Below are 25,860 nucleotides of genomic sequence, written 5' to 3' on the forward strand. Positions count from 1 at the left end.
CGTGCCGGGTCAGGCCATTACCACTTGTAAGTAGCACTGGCGACGACGCTGCGTTGGTCGCCGTAGTAGCAGTAGAAGCTGTCGCACGTGGAGATGTAGTCCTTGTCGAACAGGTTGGTGGCGTTCAGTGCCAGGGAGGCGCCTTTGAGGCTGTTGTCCAGGCGGCCCAGGTCGTAATGAACCGCGGCGTCGAACACGGTGTAGGCGTCCGCCTTGCCGAGCGAGGTATTGCCCTGGTCGCCGTAGGTGTTGCCGGTGTAGCGAGCGCCGGCGCCAATGCCGAAACCGTCCAGCATGCCGTTGTGCCAGGTGTAATCGGTCCACAGGGACGCCTGCTGGTTAGGCATCAGTTGCAGACGATTGCCTTTGAAAGTGCCGTTCTGCACTTCGGATTTGGCCAGGGTGTAAGCGGCGATGACCTTGAGGTTCTCGGTCACGTCGGAGACGGCTTCCAGTTCCAGGCCTTTGACTTTCACTTCACCGGTCTGGCTGGTGACCGAAACGTTGTCCGAGTTGGTCGTGGTGACGGAGACATTTTTCTGGGTCAGGTCATAGACCGCTGCGGTCAACAGGGTGATGCTGCCAGGCGGTTGGTACTTGATGCCCAGTTCCCACTGTTTGCCTTCAGTCGGCTTGAACGAATCGGTCGGCGATGCGGTGGCATTGCTGGTCGGCTGGAACGACTCGGCGTACGACAGGTACGGCACGATGCCGTTGTCGAACACGTAGCTGATCGCCGCGTTGCCGCTGAAGTTCTTGTCGCGCTCGGTATGGGTGGCATCGCCTTTGTTGAAGAATTTGGTGCCGGTGTGGACCCAGTCTTCACGCCCACCCAACGTCAGACGCCATTGGTCGAGGGCCATCTGGTCCTGAACGTACAGGCCGGTCTGGTAAGTTTTCTGGTCGTAGTCATAGAACGCCGCCGAACGTGGCGGACGAACAATGGGCTGGCCATAGATCGGGTTGTTGACGTTAGTGGTCAGACCGTCACCGAAAATCGAGGTGTAGTTGGTGTTGGTGCGCTGATGATCGAGGCCGATCAGCAGCGTGTGACGGATATCGCCGGTCGCGAAGTCGCCCTGGAAGTTGTTGTCCACGGCGAACTGGCTGATGTCCTCATCGACACTGGTGCTCGAGCGGCCAACGTTGCCTTCGGCATCCACCTGGGTGAACGGGTAGGCGCCGGGGGTGAGGGCCTGGAAGGACAGGTCCGATTTGGTGTAACGCAGGTTCTGCTTGAACTGCCAGACATCGTTCAAACGATGTTCAAAGGCGTAGCCCAGTGCGTAGTAAGTGCGGTCGTAGAATTCCCAGTCCGGGTCGCCCAGGTTTTTATGATGGGAAATCTTGCCGAGGGGCGAATGGATCTTGGTGCCTTGCACCGGCAGAAATTGGCTGGTGATGCCGGTATCGTCGCGGGTGAATTGCGTCAGCAGGGTGAATTTGGTGTCTTCGTCAATGTTCCAGGTCAGGCTCGGCGCGATGTTGTAGCGCTTGTTGTCGACGTGGTCGATCTGCGTGCCGCTGTCGCGCACCACACCGCTCAAACCGTAGAGGAACTGGCCTTCGTCATCGATCTTGCCGGTGCTGGCGAAGTTGATCTGGCGATGATTGTCACTACCGTATTGCACCTGGATTTCGCTGCTCGACTCGGCGCTGGGACGACGGCTGACCATGTCCAGCAAGCCGCCTGGCGGGGTCTGGCCGTAAACCGACGAGGCCGGGCCGCGCAGCAGGGCGAGGCGATCAAGGTTCCAGGTTTCCTGTTTCGGGTTGGCGTACACGCCTTTTGGCAGTGGCAGGCCATCGAGGAATTGCGTCGGCTCGAAACCGCGCACGCGCAACCAGTCGGCACGGGTGTCGCTGCCGTAGCTGCTGGAAGTGATGCCGGGCATGTAGCGCACCGCGTCATCGAGGCTGTGCACATTGCGGTCGTCCATTTGCTCGCGGGTGGCGATCGAAATCGAGCGCGGCGCTTCGACCAGCGCGGTATCGGTCTTGGTGCCGGCGGCGGTGCGGGTCGCCAGGTAACCTTGCACCGGTCCCCAGGCACTTTCGGTGTTTTCCACGCCAATGACGGCGGTTTCCGGCAGGGCCATCACGCCCTCTGGCACGGCCACCAGGCTGAAGGTGCCAGTGCTGCTCTGTTCCAGTTGCAGACCGGTGCCGCGCAAGGCTTCGCGCAGGGCGCCGGCTGCGTCGAACTGGCCTTTGACCGGCGCCGAGGTCTTGCCTGCCGCCAGCGATGGATTCAACGACAACGCGAGGCCGGCCTGGCTGGCGATCTGGTTCAGGGTGCTGGCCAATGGCGCGGCCGGCAGGTTGTAGGCGCGAACGCTGGACGCCTGTTCAGCGGCCATCAGCTGACTGCTGGCCAGAGGGGCACAAAGGGCAATGGCAATCGCCAGCAAACTGGGGCGCAACACGGTGTCTAGCGAACGGGACATACAGCGGCTCCTGAATGGAAATATTTCTCAATTGCCTAGGTGCCGGACGAGAATTCAAAAGTGATAGGGGCTAGATGAAAATAATTTCGATTCAGCAAACACGTCGTTTTGATGTGGCGAGGCTGATGGCCTCTTCGCGAGCAAGCCCGCTCCCACATTTCACCGAGTTCTTCCATGAGAATGCGGTCGAATGTGGGAGCGGCGGTGCGACGATTCGACTTGCTCGCGAAGGCGGTCTATCAGGCGCAGCACCTTTTAGGGCTTGGCCTCAGTTTTTGCCGCCACCGTCACCCACCACGGCGTGTGCTGTTCGATCTGCACCGGCAGGGTCGGCAGCAGGGCGCTCAGGGCCAGATCGGTGTCGTGCAGCGGGAAGCTGCCGGTGATGCGCAGGTCGGCGATTTCTGGCGCAACGCCAAGATACCCGCGTCGATAACGACCGAGTTCTTGCACCAGGTCTTCCAGCCGTGTGTTGTCCACCACCAGCATGCCGCGGGTCCAGGCATCGGCGCCGAGGGTGAGCGCGACGATCGGACCGAGGCCATTGCTGCGCATCAGGACTTGCTGGCCTTCACGCAGAATCTGCTCTTCAGCGCTCGCCCCGGGATTGGCGGCCACCGCCGATTTCAGCACGCTCAGGCGCGTACCTTCTTCTTCACGCTTGACCAGGAACCTTGTTCCCAGTGCACGCATGCTGCCTTCGCGGGTTTCGACGATAAATGGCCGGGCGTCGCCATGACCGGTTTCGACGAGGATTTCCCCTTCCTGGAGGATGATCAGCCGTTGTTTTTCATCGAAACGCACATCCACGGCACTGTGGGTGTTGAGGTTGATCAGTGTGCCGTCAGTCAGGCGCAGGGTGCGTTGCTCGCCGGTGGCGGTGCGCTGGTCGGCCAGCCAATAGTCGATCGGCAGATAACGATCGCCGGCGAACAACGCCAACCCGATCACCGCGACGATACTGGCCACGCCGCTGCCGAGTTTGCGCACACGCCGGCGAATGCTTTCGCGCGATTGCAGTAACGCGGTGCGGGCCGGGCCGCTGGCAACGCTGAAGCGCTGGTCGAGCATGCCCAGTTGGCGCCAGGCCCGCGCATGCTCTTCGTGGGCGGCGTGCCATTTGGCAAACTCTTCGCGCTCCACCGGGTTGCCGGAATCCAGGGACAACTGCCAGGCAATCGCGGCATCCAGCACCTGCGCCGAGACGGGTTTGGAACTGACCGGGCTCATAGCGGCTCACCGTACAACGCGATGTAGCACTGACGAATGCCTTGGGCCAGATACTGACGCACCCGCGGCACTGACACGCCCAGGCGCTGGGCGATTTCGGCGTGGCCGAGACCGTCGAGACGGTTATACAGAAACGCTGCCCGGGCCTTGCTTGAGAGCTTGCCGAGCAGGCGGTCGATGGCTTTGAGGTCTTCGAGGATCAGCTGCTGTTCCTCCACCGACGGTTGTAAACCTATGGGGATCAGCATCAGTTCGGTGAGGTAGGCCTGTTCCAGCGCGGCGCGGCGGAAATAGTCGAACAGCAGACCCTTGGCAATCGCCACCAGAAACGCGCGCGGTTCACGCGGCTCCTTCAGTTCTTCACGACCCAGCAAACGCACGAAAGTGTCCTGACTCAGGTCTTCGGCCCTTTGCGGACACGCCACATTGCGTCGAAGCCAAGCCAATAGCCAACCGCGATGGTCGCGATACAACGCACCAACGAGCTCACTTTGAGGGCTTTGGACTGACGACACGCAGCATCACCGATTGGGAAGTGTTAACTAACGAGAATTGTTCGCGATTGTGGCAGAGGCGGGGGTGGTAAGCAATTGGCCACTGGTCAGGTGGACCGCGTCATCGTTCATCGCGGCGGTGCGGCGATCCGACAAGCCACGCTCCCACAGGTCTTATGTCGTTCACGAAATTGGCGAACGACACAAAACCATGTGGGAGCGGGCTTGCTCGCGAAGGCGCCAGAACAGGCGCCAGAGATTTAGAAGGAAGGCGCTCGCTGTCTGCGCTTCCACTGACTCAACCGCTGCTGCAGATTCAACGGGCTATGAATCTGCAACTGCCGCGCCCGGCTGAACAGAATCAACGCCAGCTCAGCGGTGGCCAACGCATCGGCACTGGCATTGTGGCGCTCGAACACTTCCAGTTTGAACCAGTCGATCCACTGATCCAGCCCGGCATCGCGAATGTGCGCCTGAGGGCAAAGCAGCGGCGCGATGTCTGCCACATCCAGAAACGGATGCTGCAACTTGTAGCCCAGATGATCTTTCAGCGCGCGCCCGAGCATGTGCTGATCGAACGGCGCATGAAACGCCAGCACCGGGCTGTCGCCGACGAACTCCATGAACTCGACCAGGGCCTGAGCCGGATCGCTGCCCGCGGCAATCGCACTCGGCCCCAGGCCATGGATCAACACGCTGGGCGCCAACTTCATGTCGGCGCATTGCAACGTGCGTTCGAACTGCTGGCTGAAGTCGATCGCGCCGTCCTCGATCACCACCGCGCCGATGGACAACACCCGATCCCTGTTCAGGTTCAGCCCGGTGGTTTCCAGGTCGAGCACCACCCAGCGTTGTTCGCGCAGGCTGCATTCGCCCAGCTCTGCCGCCGAAGGCAAGCGTTGCAAACGTTGTTGAAGTTCGCCGGGAAGGCTCGGACCTGCCGGGCGCAGCCATGAAAACAGGCTCATAGCTGATACCGCAGGGCCAGGCTGCTTTGCAGACGTTGTGCCTGGCGCAGGGATTCACGCAGGATCCGTCGATCCAGATGATTGAGGCTGTCCGGATCGACCCGGTTGGAGTAGGGCAAGTTCTCCCGGGTCTGTAGCTGATGTTGCTGCATGCGGGTTTGCTGAATGAAGTGATAGGCCTCTTCGTACGCCGCACCGTCCAGCCGTTCGATGACTTCTTTGTCCACCAGTTGGCGAAAGCGCTCCAACGTGTTGTTCGCCTCGACCCCATGGGCCAAGGCGAGCAGTCGGGCACCGTCGACAAACGGCGTCAGCCCCTGGATTTTCAAGTCCAGAGTGGCTTTCTCGCCATTCTTGCGAGCCAGTACGAACTCACGGAAACGTCCCACGGGCGGACGGTTGCGCAGGGCGTTCTCGGCCATCATTCGTTGGAACAGTCGGTTGTCATTCACCTGATCGAGAATGCCATGACGCAGCTGCTCGCAGCCTTGCTCGTCACCCCAGACCACCCGCAAGTCGAAATAAATGCTCGAACCCAACAGGTTCTCCGGCGTGGCCTCGCGGATAAACGCGGCAAAACGTCGTGACCACTCGGCCCGGGACAGACACAGCTCGGGGTTGCCGGCCATGATGTTGCCTTTGCACAGGGTGAAACCGCAAAGCGCCAGGCTTTGGTTGATCTGCTGGGCGATGGGCAGCAATTTGCCGCGAATCTCGGCGGCGTGGGCCGCATCCCGGGCTTCGAAGAGAATGCCGTTGTCCTGATCGGTGTGCAGCGTCTGTTCGCGACGGCCTTCGCTACCGAAGCACAGCCAGCTGAACGCAATGCCGGGGTCGCCTTTCTCGGCGAGGGTCAGTTCGATCACCCGGCACACGGTGTGGTCGTTGAGCAGGGTGATGATGTGCGTGATCTGGGTTGAAGAGGCACCGTGGGCCAGCATGCGCTCCACCAGTTGGCCGATCTCGCCGCGCATCGCGACCAGGTTTTCCACCTTCTGAGCGCTGCGGATAGTCCGCGCCAGATGCACCAGATCAACCCGTTGCAGGGAAAACAGATCACGTTCCGAGACCACGCCGCACAGGCGATGATCCTTCACCAGGCAGACGTGGGCGATGTGCCGTTCGGTCATGGCAATCGCCGCATCGAAGGCGCTGTGGTCCGGCGACAGGAAAAACGGCGCCTGGGTCATGTGGCGCTCGATGGCTTCGTTGAAATCGTTAGTGCCGTCGGCCACCACGTGGCGCAGGTCGCGCAGGGTGAAAATCCCCAGCGGCGCTTTATGTTCGTCGACCACCACAATGCTGCCGACCTGCTGCTCATGCATCAGGGTCACGGCTTCACGCAGGGGCGTGGTCGGGTTGCAGGTGACCGGATGGCGCATGGCCAATTCGCCCAGACGGGTATTGAGCGAGTACTGCGTGCCGAGGGTTTCCACGGCTTTTTGCTGGACTTGCTGGTTGACCTGATCCAGCAGGCTGCTCACGCCGCGTAGGGCAAAGTCGCGAAACGCGTTGGAAAGTGCGAACAGTTTAATGAACGCCAGCTTGTTCAGCTGTAGGCAAAAAGTGTCTTCGGAGGCCAGATGTTCGGTACGCGTCGCGCGCTCACCCAGCAGCGCGGCGAGGGGGAAACACTCGCCGGTGGTGATTTCGAAGGTGGTTTCGGTGCCGCCCTTGGCGGTATGGGGGCGTTCACCCACGACCCGGCCTTGCTTGACGATGTAGAAATGCTCAACCGGGCCGTCGGCGGGCTTGAGGATGCTCTCGCCGGGCGCATAAAAACGCAGCTGACACTGCTCGACCAGGTACGCCAAGTGGGCGTGTTCCATCTGATTGAAGGGAGGGAAGCGCTGCAGGAATTGCAAAGTGCCCTGGATGTTCTGCAACACCGCGGTTTTCCCGGCCTGTGTGAAGGCGTCCGTTTTACTCATAACCATTACCGCAGTCTTTTTTGAATTGTTGTTGTCGGATGACTGAGCCATGGTCGGCCCCTGCGCGCGGGGTGCCCATTGGACGTAAGTCTAGGTAGGCAGCGAGGCTGTCGATATTTGGGAAATGTCTGACGCAACTGTGGGAAAAACCTCCTACATTGGCTATAGGAAACTTTTCCGACGACGTGCACATTGAAGGCCTACTTAGCGATGTCTGACCGATGTGCTAGGGAATAGAAATGAAAACGTAGAGTAAGCCATGTCCGACCACGATATTTTGAGTGACGCTGAGCGCAAGGCGCTGAGTGACGTCATGCTGGAACCCGACCTGCCGCCGCAGCGGGTGCTGATCGTCGATGACGATAAAGATGCGCGCGAGTTGCTGTCGGAGATTCTGGCCCTGGACGGAGTGCGCTGCGTGACCGCCGCCAGTGGCGAAAGCGCACTCAAAATGTTGGAGACGACGCCATCGATTGGCCTGGTGATTACCGATCTGCGGATGGGAAATGTCGATGGTCTGGACCTGATTCGTCAGGTTCGTGAGTCGGTTCGGGCGGCAATGCCGATCATCATCGTTTCCGGTGACGCCGACGTGGAAGACGCGATCGCCGCGATGCATTTAAGCGTGGTCGACTTCCTGCTCAAGCCTGTCGATACCGGCAAGCTGTTGGCGCTGGTCAAGCATGAGTTGGGAATGGATGTGTAGTAACCGATTTGAAACAAAAAAGCCCTGATCTTTCGATCAGGGCTTTTTTTGTCCGGCGTCAGCGCTCAGTCAAAGGCCTTTGGCAGCCTTGAACTCGCGGCGACGACGGTGCAGGACCGGCTCGGTGTAGCCGTTCGGCTGCTTCGTGCCTTCGACCACCAGTTCGACCGCCGCCTGGAAGGCGATGTTGCTGTCGAAGTCAGGTGCCAGCGGGCGATACAGCGGGTCATTGGCGTTCTGACGGTCAACCACTGGCGCCATGCGCTTGAGGCTTTCCATGACCTGATCTTCGGTGACGATGCCGTGACGCAGCCAGTTGGCGATGTGCTGGCTGGAAATGCGCAGCGTCGCACGGTCTTCCATCAGGCCGACGTCATTGATGTCCGGCACTTTCGAACAGCCCACGCCCTGGTCGATCCAGCGCACCACATAACCGAGAATGCCCTGGGCGTTGTTGTCCAGTTCGTTCTTGATCTGCTCTGCAGTCCAGTCTGGATTGACAGCCAACGGGATGGTCAGGATGTCATCCACCGAAGCGCGCGCACGTTTGGCCAACTCGGCCTGACGGGCGAACACATCGACCTTGTGGTAATGCAGCGCATGCAGCGCAGCAGCGGTCGGCGATGGAACCCACGCAGTGTTGGCACCCGCCAGCGGGTGAGCGATTTTCTGTTCGAGCATCGCCGCCATCAGGTCGGGCATCGCCCACATGCCTTTACCGATCTGCGCGCGACCTTGCAGGCCGGTACTCAAACCGATATCGACGTTCCAGTTCTCGTAGGCGCCGATCCACTTCTCAGCCTTCATGTCCGCCTTGCGCACCATCGGGCCGGCTTCCATGGAGGTGTGGATTTCATCACCGGTACGGTCGAGGAAACCGGTGTTGATGAACACTACACGCTCGCTGGCAGCCTTGATGCAGGCCTTGAGGTTGACCGTGGTACGGCGCTCCTCGTCCATGATCCCGACTTTCAGCGTATTACGTGGCAAACCGAGTACTTCTTCGATGCGACCGAACAGCTCGTTGGTGAACGCTGCTTCTTCCGGGCCGTGCATCTTCGGTTTCACGATGTAGACCGAGCCGGTGCGGCTGTTCTTGCGCGAGTTGTTGCCGTTGAGGCTGTGGATGGCCGCGAGGCTGGTGACCAGGCCGTCGAGGATGCCTTCCGGCACTTCGTTGCCGTCTTTATCGAGGATTGCGTCGATGGTCATCAGGTGACCGACGTTGCGCACGAACAGCAGCGAACGACCATGCAGGCTCAGTTCTTTACCATCGACACCGGTGTAAGTGCGGTCGGCGTTCATGGTGCGGGTAAAAGTCTGACCGCCCTTGGAGACTTGTTCCGACAGATCGCCCTTCATCAGGCCGAGCCAGTTGCGGTAGATCACCACTTTGTCATCGGCATCGACGGCGGCGACGGAGTCTTCGCAGTCCATGATGGTGGTCAGTGCGGCTTCCATCAGGATGTCTTTGAGGCCGGCAGCATCGGTCTGGCCGACCGGGGTGCTGGCATCGATCTGGATTTCGAAGTGCAGGCCGTTGTTTTTCAGCAGGATCGCGGTTGGAGCCGCTGTATCGCCGTGGAAACCGATCAGTTGCGTATCATCGCGCAGACCGGTGTTGCTGCCGCCTTTAAGGGCGACCACCAGTTTGCCGTCAACAATCTTGTAGCCGGTGGAATCGACGTGAGTGCCGGCAGCCAATGGCGCCGCTTCGTCGAGGAAGGCGCGGGCGAAGGCGATGACCTTGTCGCCGCGAACCTTGTTGTAGCCTTTGCCTTTTTCCGCGCCGTCAGCTTCGCTGATGGCATCGGTGCCGTAGAGCGCGTCATACAGCGAACCCCAACGGGCGTTCGAGGCATTGAGCGCGAAACGGGCGTTCATCACCGGAACCACAAGCTGTGGACCGGCCATGCGGGCGATTTCGTCATCGACGTTTTGCGTCGTTGCCTGGAAATCAGCCGCTTCTGGCAGCAGATAACCGATGTCTTGCAAGAAGGCTTTATAGGCCACGGCGTCGTGTGGTTGACCGGCACGGGATTGGTGCCAGCCATCGATACGAACCTGGAAATCATCGCGTTTGGCGAGTAGGGCTTTGTTCTTCGGCGCCAGGTCATGAATGACCTTGTCGGCACCGGCCCAGAACTTATCGGCGGTGAGGCCGGTACCGGGAATGGCTTCGTTGTTCACGAAGTCGAACAGGACTTTGGCGACCTGCAGGCCACCGACTTGAACGTGTTCAGTCATTGCTTGCCTCACTCTGCTCAGCTATTTCGCTTTTCAGCTCTTCAATTTAACAATGAAGCCTCTGGCATTTAAACCACAAATCTGTTGACCAGTACATGCCATTGCGGGCGGCTGGGTTATGACCAATCAACGGCGTTGAGGCCTTGCTGACGGGGCTTTCAGGGTTGTGGCTGCACCTGCGGCAGACATCGATCCAGCGTTATGTAGTGCGCGCTGCGGCATACTACATGATGAATTGCGCTTGTGAAAATTAGACTAATTACGTCGTTCTGCGACGCCATGACGCATTGCGGTCACGTCGGGGAACAGGATGTTCTCAAAAAACCATTGGATTGTTCCAGTTAAATATAAAAACTTGTACACGATTTGTTTTTCCAACTAGATCGGCGGTGCCCCATTCGCGAGCAGGCTCGCTCCCACAAAGGCCTGCGCGAATCCTGTGGGAGCGAGCCTGCTCGCGAAGGCGTCAGCCGATTCAGCGCAGCAACCACCTTTGCCTATACTTCTTTTTCTATAACAAAAGAGGGCTGCGCCATGGACCACCTCGTACTCACTGTTTTCGCTCCGGACAAGCCTGGGCAGGTCGAGCGCATTGCCCAATGCATCGCCGAGCACGGCGGTAACTGGCTGGAGAGTCGCATGTCGCGCATGGCCGGGCAGTTCGCCGGGATTCTTCGCGTGGGCGTGCCGGCCGAGGCCTACGATGAATTGGTCGATGCCCTACAGGCGTTGTCCGCCCATGGCATTCGTGTGCTGATTGCCGAAAGCGGCATCGAGCAATCCTGCACCTGGAAACCGATAGCCATGGAGTTGGTGGGCAATGACCGCCCGGGGATCGTACGCGACATCACGCGTCTGCTGAGTGAACAGGGGGTGAACCTGGAGCGTCTGGTGACTGAAGTACGTCCGGCGCCGATGAGCAGCGAGCCTTTATTCCACGCTGAAGCGATTCTCGCAGTGCCGTTGACGCTGTCCCTGGACGTGCTGCAATCGCGCCTGGAAACCCTGGCGGATGATTTGATGGTCGAATTGGTGCTGCGCAGTGAACCCTGAACAGGTTATCCAAGTTATACGTGCACCTGCCTGTGGATAACCTGTAGAGACCGTTCTCCAGGCCACGTCGTCCGGGACTCTTCAGGAGCTGATCAAAAAACCAGCAGTTTCAGGGACTTGCACACAAACGCCGGGGATCACGCTGTGGATAACCTTGGGAAGGATCGATGCAGGCCACGGTAGCCGTGGCTTGCAGAGGTTTGTGCGTTTTTTGATCAGCGGCGACGTCGCAGACTTATCCACGCGTCAATGCTGTAAACCGCCAGGCCCGCCCAGATAAAGATGAACGCTACCAGTGTGCTCGACGACAATTTTTCGCCAAACAACAGAACGGCCTGCAACAGCACCAGGGTCGGTGCCAGGTATTGGAGGAATCCCAACGTCGTGTAGGGCAAATGCCGTGCAGCGGCGTTGAAACACACCAGCGGCACCAGCGTCACCGGACCGGCGGCCACCAGCCACCAGGCTTCGGACGTGGTCCAGAATTCAGGCTGAGCGCTGGTGGCCGTCTGATTGAATAGCAGCCAGGCAATCGCAATCGGCACCAGCATCCAGGTTTCCACCACCAGACCCGGTAACGCCTTGACCGGTGCCTGTTTGCGGATCAGTCCGTAGAAACCGAAGGTCAGCGCCAGCACCAACGACACCCAAGGCAGACTGCCGACTTGCCAGACCTGTTGCGCGACGCCGACCGCCGCCAGGCCAACCGCCAGCCATTGCATGCGTCGCAGCCGTTCGCCAAGGATCAGCATGCCCAACAGCACATTCACCAGCGGGTTGATGTAGTAACCGAGACTGGCTTCGAGCATGCGCCCGTTGTTCACCGACCAGACGTAGGTCAGCCAGTTGGCCGCGATCAGCGTGCCGCTCAGGGCCAGGATCGCCAGGCGTTTCGGGTTGTCACGCAACTCGCGCCACCAGCCCGGATGTTTCCACACCATCAGCAGCAAGGTGCCGAACAGCGCGGACCAGAGCACTCGGTGGATGATGATCTCCACGGCGGGCACGCTGGCGATGGCTTTGAAGTAGAGCGGGAAAAGTCCCCAGATGATGTAGGCACTCAGGCCTAGAATGTACCCGCGACGCGGGTTGGCGGCTTGCATGCAGAATCCTTGCTTAGGCAGCTAACAAAGAGGGGATTGTAAGGCGGTTGTATAGACGTGTCGTGTCGCTTTTTTTTTGTAGGAGCATGGCTTGCCCGCGATTGGATCGATGCGGTCTGTCTGGCGGACCGCGTTATCGTTCATCGCGGGCAAGCCTTGCTCCTACAAGGGGACGCGGTGTTTAAAAGAGTTTTAGGGGCTCTTCATTGAGCGCAGCCAGTTGTTCGCGCAAGGCCAACACCTGGTCGCCCCAATACCGTTCACTGCCGAACCACGGAAAACTGTGCGGGAATGCCGGGTCGTCCCAGCGGCGGGCGAGCCAGGCGCTGTAGTGCATCAGGCGCAAGGCGCGCAGCGGTTCGATCAACGCCAGTTCCCGCGGATCGAAGTCGTGGAACTCACTGTAGCCGTCCATCAATTCCGACAACTGACCGAGACATTCCTGACGATCACCCGCCAGCATCATCCAGATGTCCTGCACCGCAGGGCCCATGCGGCAGTCGTCGAGGTCGACGATGTGGAACATCTCGTCGCGGCACATCATGTTGCCGGGGTGGCAGTCGCCGTGCATGCGGATGTTCTTGTGCGGCGTGGCCTTGTAGACCTCTTCCACCCGCTTGAGCAGGTCACGGGCCACGGACTCGTAGGCGGGCAGCAGACTTTTGGGTACGAAATTGCCTTCGAGCAATGTCGTCAGCGAGTCATGACCGAAGTTCTTCACACCCAGCGCTTCGCGGTGTTCGAACGGTTTGGTAGAGCCGACGGCGTGCAGGCGACCGAGCAGTTGCCCCAGGCGATACAGCTGATCGAGATTGCCCGGCTCCGGCGCACGGCCACCACGGCGGGGGAACAGGGTGAAACGGAAACCGTTGTGTTCGTGCAGGCTGGCACCGTTGTGAATCATCGGCGCGACCACCGGTACGTCGCATTCGGCGAGTTCAAAGGTGAATTGGTGCTCTTCGAGAATCGCTTCGTTGGTCCAGCGCTGCGGACGGTAGAACTTGGCGATCAGCGGTTCGGAGTCTTCGATACCGACCTGATAGACACGGTTCTCGTAGCTGTTGAGCGCCAGAATGCGCGCGTCGCTGAGAAAGCCGATGCTTTCGACGGCATCGAGCACGAGGTCTGGGGTGAGGGTTGCAAACGGGTGGGCCATGCTGACTCCTGCGCGCAGCAGGCTGCCGCGTCCGGCCAAGCATGGTAGCGCAGACGGGGTGTCTTTAGGGGTTGGGCTTGAGATGAGTGTTGTCTGGGTTGACGCCTTCGCGAGCAAGCCCGCTCCCACAGGAGATTTGCGGTGTGCCACAGATCCAATGTGGGAGCGGGCTTGCTCGCGAAGAGGCCCGATCAGGCGCCGACGATGCCACCGTCCTCACGAGAAATCGCCATCACCGAAGACCGCGGTTTGCCATTCGGCAGATGCTCAGGGAACGTCGACCCGCCGTTTTCCCCCGGATGCTGAATCCCGACAAACAAGGTCTTCTGATCCGGCGAAAAGCTGATCCCCGTCACCTCGCAGCCCACTGGCCCGACCATGAAGCGGCGGATTTCCCCGGTGACCGGGTCAGCGCAGAGCATCTGGTTATTGCCCATGCCCGCGAAGTCGCCTGCGTTGCTCGAATCGCCATCGGTCAGAATCCACAACCGCCCAGCCTTGTCGAAACCCAAGCCGTCCGGGCTGTTGAACATGTTCTGCGGTGTGATGTTCGATGAACCGCCCTTCGGCGTGCCGGCGTGGACGCCCGGGTTGCCGGCGACCACAAACAGATCCCAGGCAAAGCTTTTCGAGCCGTGATCGTCACGGTCAGTGCGCCAGCGCAGAATCTGCCCGTAGACGTTCTTCTCGCGCGGGTTCGGCCCGCCCACCGGTTGCCCGTCCTCGCCACGCTTGGCGTTGTTGGTCAGCGTGCAATAGACCTGGCCATCCTTGGGGCTGACGACGATCCATTCCGGGCGGTCCATGCGCGTAGCTTTCACCACGCTGGCCGCGAGTCGGGCGTGAATCAACACTTCGGCCTGATCGGCGAAACCGCTGCTGGCGTCGATGCCGTTTTTGCCGTGGGTCAGTTCGATCCACTCGCCCTGGCCTTTCGGGTGATCGGCATTGCCGTCGCCCGCATCGAAGCGCGCCACGTACAAGGTGCCGTGGTCCAGCAGGTCGCGGTTGGCCTTGGGGTTTTTGTGGTTGATCCTGTCGCGGCTGACAAATTTGTAGATGAACTCGCCGCGTTCATCGTCGCCCATGTACACCACGGCGTGACCGTCACTGGTTTCGGCCAGTGCGGCGTTTTCATGTTTGAAGCGGCCCAGCGCGGTGCGTTTGACGGGCGTCGATTTCGGGTCGAACGGGTCGATTTCCACGACCCAACCGTGACGGTTGAGTTCGTTCGGATTCTTCGCCAGGTCGAAACGCTCGTCGTGTGGGTGCCAGTTGATCTCTTTACTGGTCGCTACTGCGCCGTAGCGTTTTTGCGCGGCGTCGAACTTTTGTTCGGCATTGCTGCTGCCGAAGCAGTCAGTGAAGTTCTCTTCGCAGGTCAGATACGTGCCCCACGGCGTCTTGCCGTTGGCGCAGTTCTGGAAGGTGCCAAGGACGTTCTTGCCGTGTGGGTCTGCACTGGTTTTCAGCAGTTCGTGGCCGGCGGCCGGACCGCTCAGGCTGATCGGCGCGTTGCCGTGAATCCGCCGGTTGTAGCGCGAGCCCTGGACGAAATGCCATTGGCCGTTCTTGTGCTGCACTTCGATCACCGACACGCCTTCGCAGGCCAGTGCCTTGCGCACGTCAGCAGCCGATTGCGGCATGCCGCCGTGGGCGTAGAGGTAGCGATAGTTGGTGTATTCGTTGTTGATCGCCATCAGCGCCCGGTTGTTGTCACCGGGAAATTCAAACAGGCTCATGCCGTCGTTGTTGTCGCCGAACTGGACTTCCTGATGTTCGGCCGTGCCGTTGCCGCTCGGGTCGAACGCCGGGCCGTTCTTCTGCAGGGGTTGGCCCCAACTGATCAATACCGAAGATTTGTAACCTGGGGGCAGGGTGATGGCGTCGCTGGTGGCGGCGGGAATACTGTCAAAACCCAACAGTTTGCTGGAGCCGGCGCTGACGCTGGCGGCCAGCACGCTGCGGCTCAGCAGGCTGCCGCCCAGGAACATGGCTGCACCGCAAAGGGCGCCAGCGCTGATGAAACCTCGACGGCTGAGGCCGACCATGTTCTCGAGGTCGGTGGATTGGTTGTCTTCTAATAGGCTCACATCAGGCTCCCTGCGGGTTTTTGCAGTCACCTTAATGAGCGTTAATGACACTTGTGTTTCAAAGCGGTGTACCGAGCAAAACGTTGGAGGGCGCGAACTGCACCCGCACCGGTTTATTGGCGGCCAGACCGAGGGTTCTCAAGTGCAGCGGTTCGGCCAGTGCGCAGAGTGTCTGGCCATTGGGCAGGCCGATGCGCACTTCGCTGGGGCCGTCCTCGGCGTCGAGAATTTCTTCGATGATGCCCTTCAGGCAATTATTGCCAGGTGTTGCCACTTGATCGATGCCCAGCAACTCCAGCCAACCGGCCTTGATCAGCGCGACCACTACGGTGCCGGTTTCCAGTTCCAGACGCGTGGTGCTGTCGTGAGTGATCTGCGCATCAATGCTCAAACCTTCGGCCAATTCAAGACGAATACGGTCGTTGTGCCCTTGGGTATCAATCGCCACGACCTTGCCATGCAGTTGATTGCGCGCGCTGGTTCTGAGCATCAGTCGGCCGAGCAGGTCGAGATCGCTGGCCTCTTCGGCGGCTTCCAGCACCTGAGCCTGCAAGGCTTGCAGCTTTTGATACAGGCGCAATACGCGCTCGCCTTCGCTGGAGAGTTTGGCGCCACCGCCGCCCTTGCCGCCGACACTGCGCTCCACCAACGGCTTTTGCGCGAGGTTGTTCAGCTCATCGATGGCGTCCCAGGCCGCTTTGTAACTCAGCCCCGCGCTTTTCGCGGCGCGGGTGATCGAGCCTTGTTCGGCAATGTGTTGCAGCAACGCGATGCGCTGCGGACGACGGACAATGTGCTGCGACAACAACGTAGGCAAGGACATGGCAAGACGCTTTGGGCTGTGACGATGGGAAGGACGTTGGCTGCTGGGAGCCCGGGAGTCAAGTCAGGTCATATCCTTGTAGGAGTGAGCCTGCTCGCGATGGGGTCATCAATTTCACCATAGATGTGACGGATAGACCGTCATCGCGAGCAGGCTCGCTCCCACCCTGAATGCCACTAAATCAGGGGGTATCGCCAGGTTTGGGTGTGCGGGCCAGGCAGTAGACATCGATCCGAGCGGCGCCGGCGTCCATCAACAGACGAGCCAGGGCTTGCGCCGTGGCGCCGGTGGTCAACACATCGTCCACCAATGCTAAATGACGACCCTTGATGCATGCATCGGGCGTCAGGGCGAAGGCGTTGCGCAGGTTCTTTTTGCGGGCCTCGGCATTCAGGTCCTGTTGGGCGCTGGTGTCCTGAGTTCTCAGCAACAGCGTTTCATCGCACGGAATGTCGAGGCTGGTGCTGAGCCAGCGAGCGAGCATCGCGGCCTGGTTGAAACCCCGTTGGCGCAGTCGTTTGGAGGCCAGCGGAACCGGGATGAGCGCATCGGGTCGATTCAGGTCTTCATCAAAGCGATGTTGCAGGAACTGAGCGAGAAGTTCGGCGAGCAGGCGACCAAACGGCCACTTCGCCGCGTGTTTGAAGCGTGTGATCAGCGTGTCCACCGGAAAGCTGTAAGTCCAGGGCGTGGCGACCCGCTCAAAGGCAGGCGGCTGTTTCAGGCATTGGCCGCAGGTCAGGTCAGCGGTGGGCAACGGCAGGGCGCAGGTTTGGCATTGATCCCCCAGCCAAGGCAGCTCCGTTTCACAGGCCATGCAGATGGGGGTGCATTCATCGGCGGGTTCTGAACAGAGCAAACAGGATTGATCGCTTTTTAACCAGATGTAAACCGGTCCTTCGTATCGTGGTTGACAGCGCATGAGTCTTCCTTAAATATGCCGAACATCCGTGTCGCGTCTGTGGGTATTCCATTCCCCCAGCCGCTTGCCAAGCATAAAACAAAGGAAACGCCCATGAGCGCCAGCACCACTGCAACCCTGCGTCATGACTGGTCTTTGGCCGAAGTCAAAGCACTCTTCGTTCAGCCATTCAACGACCTGTTGTTCCAGGCGCAGACGGTGCACCGCGCGCATTTCGACGCCAATCGGGTCCAGGTGTCGACGCTGCTGTCGATCAAAACCGGTGCCTGCCCGGAAGATTGCAAATATTGTCCGCAGTCCGGTCACTACAACACCGGTCTGGAAAAAGAAAAGCTGATGGAAGTGCAGAAGGTCCTCGAAGAGGCCGCTCGCGCCAAGGCCATCGGTTCGACCCGTTTCTGCATGGGCGCGGCGTGGAAACATCCGTCGGCCAAAGACATGCCCTACGTGCTGGAAATGGTCAAAGGCGTGAAAGCCATGGGCCTGGAAACCTGCATGACCCTCGGTCGCCTTGATCAGGACCAGACCGTCGCTCTGGCTGACGCCGGCCTCGACTACTACAACCACAACCTCGATACCTCGCCTGAGTTCTACGGCAGCATTATCACCACCCGCACTTACAGCGAGCGCCTGCAAACCCTGGCCTACGTGCGTGAGTCCGGGATGAAGATCTGCTCCGGCGGCATCCTCGGCATGGGCGAGTCGCTTGATGACCGCGCCAATCTGCTGATCCAACTGGCCAACCTGCCGGAACACCCGGAATCGGTGCCGATCAACATGCTGGTGAAAGTCGCCGGTACGCCGCTGGAAAATGCTGACGATATCGACCCGTTCGACTTCATCCGCATGCTGGCTGTCGCACGTATCCTGATGCCGCAATCCCACGTGCGCCTGTCCGCCGGCCGCGAAGCGATGAACGAGCAGATGCAGGCCCTGGCGTTCTTCGCCGGCGCGAATTCGATTTTCTACGGCGAAAAACTGCTGACCACCGCCAACCCGCAGGCCGACAAGGACATGCAACTGTTTTCGCGCCTGGGCATCCTGCCGGAAGCGCGTGAAGAGCACGCTGACGAAGTCCATCAGGCCGCGATCGAACAAGCGCTGGTTGAGCAGAAGAGCAGCGAGCAGTTCTATAACGCTGCTGTCTGATCCGACACAAATCGAGTGTGGGAGCGGGCTTGCTCGCGAAAGCGGCGGCACAGTCGACATCACTGTTGAATGTCAGTCCGTCTTCGCGAGCAAGCCCGCTCCCACATTGGATTGTGCCCAACCTTGGATTATGTAATCTGACTGCCCGAGGTCTGCATGTCTTTCGATCTCAGCGCGCGCCTTGCTGCCCGTCGTGCCGAAAATCTCTACCGCCAACGCCCATTGCTCGAAAGCCCTCAAGGCCCGGAAGTGGTGGTCGATGGTCAGCCGTTGCTGGCGTTCTGTAACAACGATTACCTGGGCCTGGCCAATCACCCGCAAGTGATCGAAGCCTGGTGCGCTGGCGCCGCTCGTTGGGGCGTGGGCGGTGGTGCTTCGCATCTGGTGATCGGCCACAGCGGCCCACATCACGCACTGGAAGAAGCCCTGGCCGAGTTCACCGGTCGTCCGCGCGCGCTGTTGTTCACCACCGGTTACATGGCCAACCTCGGCGCGGTCACCGCGCTGGTCGGGCAGGGCGATACGGTGCTGGAAGACCGGCTCAATCACGCGTCCCTGCTGGATGCGGGGCTGTTGTCCGGAGCTCGCTTCAATCGCTATCTGCACAACGATGCGGCGAGTATGGCCAAGCGTCTCGAGAAGGCGACCGGCAATACCCTGGTGGTCACCGACGGCGTGTTCAGCATGGACGGCGACATTGCCGACCTGCCGGCGTTGGCGCGGGAAGCCAAGGCCAAAGGTGCCTGGCTGATGGTCGATGACGCTCACGGCTTTGGTCCGCTGGGTGCCAATGGCGGCGGGATCGTCGAGCATTTCGGCTTGAGCCAGGAAGACGTGCCGGTGCTTGTCGGCACCCTCGGCAAGGCGTTCGGGACCGCCGGGGCTTTTGTGGCTGGCAGCGAAGAGCTGATCGAGAGCCTGATCCAGTTCGCCCGTCCCTACATTTACACCACCAGCCAGCCGCCGGCGCTGGCCTGCGCGACGCTGAAAAGCCTTGAGTTGCTGCGTACCGAGCACTGGCGACGTGAACATCTGAAAACGTTGATCCGCCAGTTCCGCCACGGTGCCGAGCAGATCGGCCTGGAGTTGATGGACAGCTTCACGCCGATCCAGCCGATCATGATCGGCGATGCCGGGCGTGCGGTTCGACTGTCGCAGATGCTGCGTGAACGCGGTCTGATGGTCACTGCGATCCGTCCTCCGACCGTGCCCGCCGGCAGCGCCCGACTGCGAGTGACCCTGACCGCCGCCCACAGCGAGGCGCAGGTACAGCTATTGTTAAATGGACTGGCCGATTGTTTTCAACAACTGGGACCGGAGCCAAGCCATGCGTGATCGCCTGATTCTGCTGCCCGGCTGGGGTCTCGGCATTTCTCCCCTGGAGCCCTTGGCGGCAGCGTTGCAAGGACTGGATGAACGCTTGCGGGTCGAGATCGAACCGTTTCCGGAACTGCAATCGAGCGATCTTGAGGCGTGGCTCGATGAGCTGGATTCGACGGTGCCTCAGGACGCCTGGCTCGGCGGCTGGTCGCTGGGCGGCATGCTCGCTTCAGAGTTGGCAGCCCGGCGCGGCGATCGCTGCTGCGGCTTGCTGACCCTGGCGAGCAATCCTTCTTTTGTCGCCCATGAGCAATGGCCAAGCGCGATGCCTGCCGAAACCTTCGATGCGTTTCTGGCCGGTTGCAAGGCGGATCCGCGCATGACGTTGAAACGTTTTTCGCTGCTCTGCGCTCAGGGGGCTGAAGACCCGCGCGGGTTGTCTCGGCTGTTGCTCGGTGGCGCGCCACACACTTCGGCAGAGGTGCTGATGAGCGGCCTGGAGTTGCTCGCACAACTGGATACCCGCCAGGCTTTGCAGGCGTTCCGCGGCCCGCAACTGCACTTGTTCGCCGGCCTCGACGGACTGGTTCCAGCCGAAGCGGCGAGTGATCTGCTGACATTGCTGCCGGATGTTGAAATCGGTCTGATCGAGCAGGCCAGTCACGCGTTTCTTCTGGAAGACCCTCACGGTGTGGCGGGGGCGATTCAGGCCTTTTTGCATGAGTGCGGTGATGACTGATTTATCCCTTCCCAACCTGCCCGGCGGTTTGCCCGACAAACGCCGGGTGGCGGCCTCTTTTTCCCGTGCGGCGGCAAGCTACGACAGCGTGGCCGAATTTCAGCGCGATGTTGGCAGTGAATTGTCGAGTCGTTTGCCTGAGGACTTTGTGCCGGGTGTCTGGCTGGACCTGGGCTGCGGCACCGGGCATTTCAGCCGTGCATTGGGCGAGCGATTTCCTGCCAGTCACGGACTGGCATTGGACATCGCCGAAGGCATGCTCAATCACGCCCGGCCGTTAGGTGGTGCAACGCATTTCATCGCAGGCGATGCCGAGCGGTTACCGTTGCAGGATTCGACCTGCGATCTGATCTTCTCCAGCCTGGCGGTGCAGTGGTGCGCGGATTTCGCTTCGGTGCTCAGTGAAGCCAATCGGGTGCTGAAACCAGGCGGAATTTTCGCGTTTGCTAGTCTATGCGTAGGCACACTGTTCGAGCTGCGTGACAGCTGGCGACAGGTGGATGGCATGGTGCACGTCAACCGCTTTCGCGAGTTCGGGGTTTATCAACAGCTTTGCGCGGACAGTGGGTTGAGCGTCGCGAGTCTGGAAACCCGACCGCACGTGTTGCATTACCCGGATGTGCGCAGCCTGACCCATGAACTGAAGGCGCTGGGTGCCCACAACCTGAACCCCGGTCGGCCGGGTGGTTTGACCGGCAGGGCGCGGATCCTCGGTTTGATCGAGGCTTATGAGCGGTTTCGTCAGGCCAAAGGATTGCCGGCGACTTATCAAGTGGTCTACGCCGTGTTGGAGAAACCCTTATGAGCGCCGCCTATTTCATCACCGGTACTGACACTGATGTCGGCAAGACCACCATTGCCGCGGCTTTGCTGTATGCCGCGCGGTCGGCCGGTTTGAGCACGGCGGCGGGCAAACCGGTCGCCTCTGGATGCGATGTGACACCCAAGGGCTTGCGCAATGCCGATGCGTTGGCGTTGCTGGCGGAGTGCTCAGTGCCTTTGACTTATGCACAGGTCAACCCTATGGCGTTCGAGCCGCCGATCGCGCCGCACTTGGCCGCGCGGGAGGCCGGCGTGGCATTGACGGTGCAATCACTGTTGACGCCCATGCGGGAAATTCTCGATATGCAGGCGGACTTCACCTTGATCGAAGGTGCTGGAGGCTGGCGAGTGCCTTTGGCGGATCAGGACAATCTGTCGGACCTGGCGATGGCGCTGGGCCTGCCGGTGATTTTGGTGGTGGGCGTGCGCCTGGGTTGCATCAACCATGCGCTACTGACGGCCGAGGCGATTGCTCAGGACGGTTTGCAGTTGGCAGGGTGGGTGGCCAATATCATCGATCCGAAGACTTCGCGTCTGGAAGAAAACCTCGCAACACTCGCTGAGCGGATCCCGGCACCGTGCCTTGGGCGTGTGCCGAAACTCAAGTCGGTGACGGCTGAAGCAGTGGCGGAGCATCTGCAACTGGATCTACTGGACTGAGTTTTCTGGCAGGGGTTTTAACTATGACAAGGCACTGTGCTATTAGTGTTTTTGTCGGGCCTTTTGTCAGTGGGTCTGGTTCAATGGCCGCTGTTGATCCTTTGTAGGACGAGTTCTCCCATGGAAATCTCAGGAAGCACCGCTTTTTATGCCGGTCTGAGCACTATTCAGACAGGGCAGAACCGTGTCGATCAGGCCTCTGGCCAGATTGCCAACACGACGATTGAGCGTTCGGTGACCAGCCAGTCTTCCGAGGCTCAGGTTGATCGTCTGCGCTCGGTGGATCGCAGTCAGCAGTCGGACTTGGCCAGTAACATGGTCGAGATGTCCCAAGGCAAATTTCAGGTTGAACTGGGTGTCAAAGTTGCCAAGGCATCCGATGAAATGCTCGGTACGCTGATTGATACCTACGCTTGAATCCTCGCTGAACCCGCACCTTCCACGCCGCGAATATTCGCGGCGTTTTTCTGCGTAAATCCTTCTCCCTCAACTAATCTTTCCTCCACTGCGTATTGCTCAGGCGACGGTGTTGCGTGGCTGTGGGTCTGGTATTTACCCCGGGTAATGACGAACGGCAAAAGATCGGCGCTTGACAAGATTTAGGCGTAAACGTATGTTTCAAACAACTGTTTGACCGTCACAACAAATCAACGCGGTCGTTCATTCCCGGTTACATCAGCAGAGGTTTATCGCTATGCCTGACTACAAGGCCCCCTTGCGTGATATTCGCTTCGTTCGTGACGAACTGCTCGGCTACGAAGCGCACTATCAGAGCCTTCCGGCTTGCCAGGACGCTACTCCAGACATGGTTGACGCCATTCTCGAAGAAGGCGCCAAGTTTTGTGAGCAGGTGCTGGCTCCGCTGAACCGCGTGGGTGACACCGAAGGCTGCACCTGGAGCGAGTCCGGCGTTAAAACCCCGACCGGTTTCAAAGAAGCTTACAAACAATTCGTCGAAGGCGGCTGGCCAAGCCTGGCCCACGACGTAGAGCACGGCGGCCAAGGCCTGCCGGAATCTCTGGGTCTGGCCGTCAGCGAAATGGTTGGCGAAGCCAACTGGTCGTGGGGCATGTACCCAGGCCTGTCCCATGGCGCGATGAACACCATTTCCGAGCACGGCACGCCTGAGCAGCAAGAGGCTTACCTGACCAAGCTGGTTTCCGGCGAATGGACCGGCACCATGTGCCTGACCGAACCGCATTGCGGCACCGACCTGGGCATGCTGCGCACCAAGGCTGAACCTCAGGCCGACGGTTCTTACAAAGTCTCCGGCACAAAGATCTTCATCTCGGCCGGTGAGCACGACATGGCCGACAACATTGTCCACATCGTGCTGGCACGTCTGCCGGATGCGCCAGCTGGCACCAAAGGCATTTCGCTGTTCATCGTTCCCAAGTTCATGCCGAATGAAGACGGTTCGGTCGGCGCACGCAACGCAGTGACCTGTGGTTCCCTGGAACACAAGATGGGCATCCACGGTAACGCCACCTGCGTGATGAACTTCGACGCGGCCACCGGTTACCTGATCGGCCCGGCGAACAAAGGCCTGAACTGCATGTTCACCTTCATGAACACCGCACGTCTGGGCACCGCGCTGCAAGGTCTGGCTCACGCCGAGATCGGCTTCCAGGGCGGTCTGAAATACGCTCGTGATCGTCTGCAAATGCGCTCCCTGACTGGCCCGAAAGCGCCGGAAAAAGCCGCTGATCCGATCATCGTTCACCCTGACGTACGTCGTATGCTGTTGACCATGAAAGCCTTCGCCGAAGGCAACCGTGCGATGGTTTACTTCACTGCCAAGCAAGTCGACATCGTCAAGTACGGCGTGGACGAAGAAGAGAAGAAGAAGGCCGACGCACTGCTGGCGTTCATGACGCCGATCGCCAAAGCCTTCATGACTGAGGTCGGCTTCGAATCCGCCAACCACGGTGTGCAAATCTACGGCGGCCACGGCTTCATCGCCGAGTGGGGCATGGAGCAGAACGTTCGCGACAGCCGCATTTCGATGCTGTACGAAGGCACCACCGGTATCCAGGCACTCGACTTGCTGGGCCGTAAAGTGCTGATGACTCAAGGCGAGGCTCTGAAGAGCTTCACCAAGATCGTCCACAAGTTCTGCCAGACCAACGAAGGAAACGAAGCGGTCAAAGAGTTCGTCGAGCCATTGGCTGCACTGAACAAAGAGTGGGGCGAGCTGACCATGAAGGTCGGTATGGCGGCCATGAAGGATCGCGAGGAAGTCGGCGCGGCGTCGGTGGATTACCTGATGTACTCCGGTTACGCCTGCCTGGCTTACTTCTGGGCAGACATGGCGCGTCTGGCTGCCGAAAAACTGGCTGCCGGCACCACCGAAACGGCGTTCTACACCGCCAAGCTGCAGACTGCGCGCTTCTACTTCCAGCGCATCCTGCCGCGTACCCGCACTCACGTTGTTACCATGCTGTCGGGCGCCAACAACCTGATGGACATGAAAGAAGAAGACTTCGCGCTGGGTTACTAAGCCCCACGCTGTCGCTTTATAAAGCCGCTGCTTCCTCGGGAGCAGCGGCTTTTTTGTGCGCGATATCTACGCGTAAATATTCCTGACTAAAACGCTAAGAAGAATGCCTTTGCTGCCGTTAAAGAGGGTGGCGATGTGACATGTCGCCCGAAGAGAAGGCACAATGCCATCTTAGTTTGCCGGGTCGGAGCTTTACCCTTGCCGCGTTCTTCCGCTGTACGTTTCAGCCATTTCCTGCCGTCATTACTGCTTTTGCTCGCGGGGCTGGCGGCTGCGTACGTGAAGGATCTGAACGTCTTTTTCACCTCGCTGTTCAACGTACTGCCAACCTTGGTGTTGTTGCTCGGCGGTGCTTACTGCGCGGTTTACCGACGTCAGCGTGAGCTGTTTCTGATGGTCACGGTGTACATCGCCTACTTCCTGCTCGACACCCAGACCGATTATTACCGCGACAACGGCAAGGTTCGTGAAGACGCCGCTGTGGTCTTCCATCTGTGCTGCCTGTTGCTGCCGCTGCTATTTGGTGTGTTCGCCGCCTGGCAGGAGCGCACCCACCTGTTCCAGGACATGGTGGCGCGATTCGCCGTGTTGCTGGCTTTTGGTAGCGTGGCGTTGGGACTGGAACAAAGTTACCCACAGGCGCTGTTGATGTGGCTGTCGGAGATCCGCTGGCCAGCGTTGCATGGCGCCTGGATGAGTCTGATCCAGTTGTCTTATCCCGTGTTCATCGCCTCGTTTGTATTGCTGGCCTGGCAATACTGGCGCAACCCGAGACCCTTGCATGCTGCCCAATTGGTGGGCCTGCTCGGGTTGTTCTGGATGTTGCCGAAAACCTTCATCCTGCCGTTTACCCTGAACATCATGTGCAGTCAGGTGATGTTGATGATTGCCGCAGCGGTCGCTCACGAGGCCTACCAAATGGCCTTCCGCGACGAACTCACCGGCCTGCCGGGCCGCCGCGCCTTGAACGAGCGGATGCAGCGGTTGGGGCGCAATTACGTGTTGGCGATGAGCGATGTCGATCACTTCAAGAAATTCAATGACACCCACGGTCACGATGTCGGCGATCAGGTGCTGCGACTAGTCGCCAGCAAACTGTCGAAAATCGGCGGAGGCGGTAGGGCGTATCGCTACGGCGGTGAGGAATTCGCCCTGGTGTTCGCAGGCAAGACCCTCGAAGAGTGCATGCCGCACCTGGAAGTCATCCGCGAGTCCATCGCCACCTACAACATTCAGCTGCGCAATCAGGACAGCCGCCCTCAGGACGACCAGCAAGGTCGTCAACGTCGCGCAGGCTCGGGCGCCTCAAGTGTGTCGGTTACCGTCAGCATCGGCGTGGCCGAACGACTGGAGCAACGCACCCCCGAGAAAGTGCTCAAGTCCGCTGACGAGGCGCTCTACAGTGCCAAGGGCGCGGGGCGAAACTGTGTGGTGGCGTTCGGTCAGAGCCGTCGTGGTGCGGTGCGCATGGACGCTGCTACTGATTGAGTGATGATG

The 25,860-nt window shown here is 59.8% G+C and carries 21 protein-coding genes; 10 read left to right on the forward strand and 11 right to left on the reverse strand.

Going from position 1 to position 25,860, the window contains the following annotated elements; translation table 11 throughout:
• Positions 1-17: 17 nt before the first annotated feature.
• The 5 genes from KW848_RS25120 to KW848_RS25140 form a co-directional block, all read right to left on the reverse strand.
• On the reverse strand, positions 18-2,447 hold the full coding sequence (locus KW848_RS25120) for a TonB-dependent siderophore receptor (RefSeq protein ID WP_218538419.1): 2,430 nt from the start codon (positions 2,445-2,447) through the stop codon (positions 18-20).
• Between the two features lie 255 nt (positions 2,448-2,702).
• Positions 2,703-3,677, reverse strand: coding sequence for a FecR domain-containing protein (locus KW848_RS25125; protein WP_218538420.1), 975 nt, complete (start codon positions 3,675-3,677; stop codon positions 2,703-2,705).
• The gene (locus tag KW848_RS25130) at positions 3,674-4,192 is read right to left on the reverse strand and encodes an RNA polymerase sigma factor (protein WP_218538421.1); all 519 of its coding nucleotides are present in this window, start codon (positions 4,190-4,192) and stop codon (positions 3,674-3,676) included. The genes KW848_RS25125 and KW848_RS25130 overlap by 4 nt, the downstream gene beginning before the upstream one ends.
• A 239-nt stretch (positions 4,193-4,431) precedes the next feature.
• On the reverse strand, positions 4,432-5,139 hold the full coding sequence (locus KW848_RS25135; protein WP_218538422.1) for a PolC-type DNA polymerase III: 708 nt from the start codon (positions 5,137-5,139) through the stop codon (positions 4,432-4,434).
• Positions 5,136-7,076: a putative nucleotidyltransferase substrate binding domain-containing protein gene (locus tag KW848_RS25140; protein WP_218538423.1), complete on the reverse strand. Its 1,941-nt coding sequence runs from the start codon at positions 7,074-7,076 to the stop codon at positions 5,136-5,138. The genes KW848_RS25135 and KW848_RS25140 overlap by 4 nt, the downstream gene beginning before the upstream one ends.
• 253 nt (positions 7,077-7,329) lie before the next feature.
• Here KW848_RS25140 and KW848_RS25145 point away from each other — a divergent pair, with 253 nt between their 5' ends.
• Entirely contained in the window at positions 7,330-7,776 is a 447-nt protein-coding gene (locus KW848_RS25145; protein ID WP_111448558.1) for a response regulator, read from the forward strand.
• Positions 7,777-7,845: 69 nt separating this feature from the next.
• On the opposite strand, the gene KW848_RS25150 is transcribed toward KW848_RS25145, so the two are convergent.
• Complete coding sequence (locus tag KW848_RS25150) at positions 7,846-10,023, reverse strand: malate synthase G (RefSeq protein WP_218538424.1); 2,178 nt, start codon at positions 10,021-10,023, stop codon at positions 7,846-7,848.
• A gap of 534 nt (positions 10,024-10,557) precedes the next feature.
• Here KW848_RS25150 and KW848_RS25155 point away from each other — a divergent pair.
• Positions 10,558-11,076, forward strand: coding sequence for a glycine cleavage system protein R (locus KW848_RS25155; protein WP_007947710.1), 519 nt, complete (start codon positions 10,558-10,560; stop codon positions 11,074-11,076).
• A 215-nt stretch (positions 11,077-11,291) separates the two neighbouring features.
• Here the strand turns inward: KW848_RS25155 and rarD are convergent, their stop codons facing one another.
• The 5 genes from rarD to KW848_RS25180 form a co-directional block, all read right to left on the reverse strand.
• Positions 11,292-12,179 carry an EamA family transporter RarD gene (rarD, locus tag KW848_RS25160; protein WP_218538425.1) on the reverse strand — a complete coding sequence of 296 codons (888 nt, stop codon included), beginning with the start codon at positions 12,177-12,179 and terminating at the stop codon, positions 11,292-11,294.
• 181 nt (positions 12,180-12,360) lie between these two features.
• Positions 12,361-13,335: a serine/threonine protein kinase gene (locus tag KW848_RS25165; protein ID WP_111448561.1), complete on the reverse strand. Its 975-nt coding sequence runs from the start codon at positions 13,333-13,335 to the stop codon at positions 12,361-12,363.
• A gap of 191 nt (positions 13,336-13,526) precedes the next feature.
• On the reverse strand, positions 13,527-15,428 hold the full coding sequence (locus KW848_RS25170) for a PhoX family phosphatase (protein ID WP_218538426.1): 1,902 nt from the start codon (positions 15,426-15,428) through the stop codon (positions 13,527-13,529).
• A 58-nt stretch (positions 15,429-15,486) separates the two neighbouring features.
• Complete coding sequence (locus KW848_RS25175; protein ID WP_192409257.1) at positions 15,487-16,251, reverse strand: TOBE domain-containing protein; 765 nt, start codon at positions 16,249-16,251, stop codon at positions 15,487-15,489.
• A 181-nt stretch (positions 16,252-16,432) separates the two neighbouring features.
• The gene (locus KW848_RS25180) at positions 16,433-17,173 is read right to left on the reverse strand and encodes a ComF family protein (RefSeq protein ID WP_218538427.1); all 741 of its coding nucleotides are present in this window, start codon (positions 17,171-17,173) and stop codon (positions 16,433-16,435) included.
• Between the two features lie 93 nt (positions 17,174-17,266).
• On the opposite strand from KW848_RS25180, the gene bioB reads away from it, so the two are divergent.
• The 8 genes from bioB to KW848_RS25220 all read left to right on the forward strand — a co-directional run bounded on the left by bioB (position 17,267) and on the right by KW848_RS25220 (position 25,851).
• Entirely contained in the window at positions 17,267-18,322 is a 1,056-nt protein-coding gene (bioB, locus tag KW848_RS25185) for a biotin synthase BioB (RefSeq protein ID WP_008147151.1), read from the forward strand.
• 156 nt (positions 18,323-18,478) lie between these two features.
• Positions 18,479-19,657 carry an 8-amino-7-oxononanoate synthase gene (bioF, locus tag KW848_RS25190; RefSeq protein ID WP_218538428.1) on the forward strand — a complete coding sequence of 393 codons (1,179 nt, stop codon included), beginning with the start codon at positions 18,479-18,481 and terminating at the stop codon, positions 19,655-19,657.
• Positions 19,650-20,381 (forward strand): alpha/beta fold hydrolase, encoded by a 732-nt coding sequence (locus KW848_RS25195; protein WP_218538429.1) that lies wholly within the window; start codon positions 19,650-19,652, stop codon positions 20,379-20,381. Before bioF ends, KW848_RS25195 begins: the two co-directional genes overlap by 8 nt.
• Complete coding sequence (bioC, locus tag KW848_RS25200; protein WP_218538430.1) at positions 20,374-21,186, forward strand: malonyl-ACP O-methyltransferase BioC; 813 nt, start codon at positions 20,374-20,376, stop codon at positions 21,184-21,186. The genes KW848_RS25195 and bioC overlap by 8 nt, the downstream gene beginning before the upstream one ends.
• Complete coding sequence (gene bioD, locus KW848_RS25205; protein ID WP_218538431.1) at positions 21,183-21,863, forward strand: dethiobiotin synthase; 681 nt, start codon at positions 21,183-21,185, stop codon at positions 21,861-21,863. The genes bioC and bioD overlap by 4 nt, the downstream gene beginning before the upstream one ends.
• A gap of 120 nt (positions 21,864-21,983) precedes the next feature.
• Positions 21,984-22,280 (forward strand): pyrroloquinoline quinone biosynthesis protein PqqE, encoded by a 297-nt coding sequence (locus KW848_RS25210; protein WP_218538432.1) that lies wholly within the window; start codon positions 21,984-21,986, stop codon positions 22,278-22,280.
• A gap of 277 nt (positions 22,281-22,557) precedes the next feature.
• Positions 22,558-24,363, forward strand: a complete 1,806-nt coding sequence (locus tag KW848_RS25215; RefSeq protein WP_111448570.1) for a phenylacyl-CoA dehydrogenase — start codon at positions 22,558-22,560, stop codon at positions 24,361-24,363.
• Between the two features lie 198 nt (positions 24,364-24,561).
• Positions 24,562-25,851 (forward strand): GGDEF domain-containing protein, encoded by a 1,290-nt coding sequence (locus KW848_RS25220; RefSeq protein ID WP_111448571.1) that lies wholly within the window; start codon positions 24,562-24,564, stop codon positions 25,849-25,851.
• Positions 25,852-25,860 lie beyond the last annotated feature (9 nt).

Source organism: Pseudomonas sp. PDM25, assembly GCF_019219045.1.
Taxonomy (GTDB): Bacteria; Pseudomonadota; Gammaproteobacteria; order Pseudomonadales; family Pseudomonadaceae; genus Aquipseudomonas.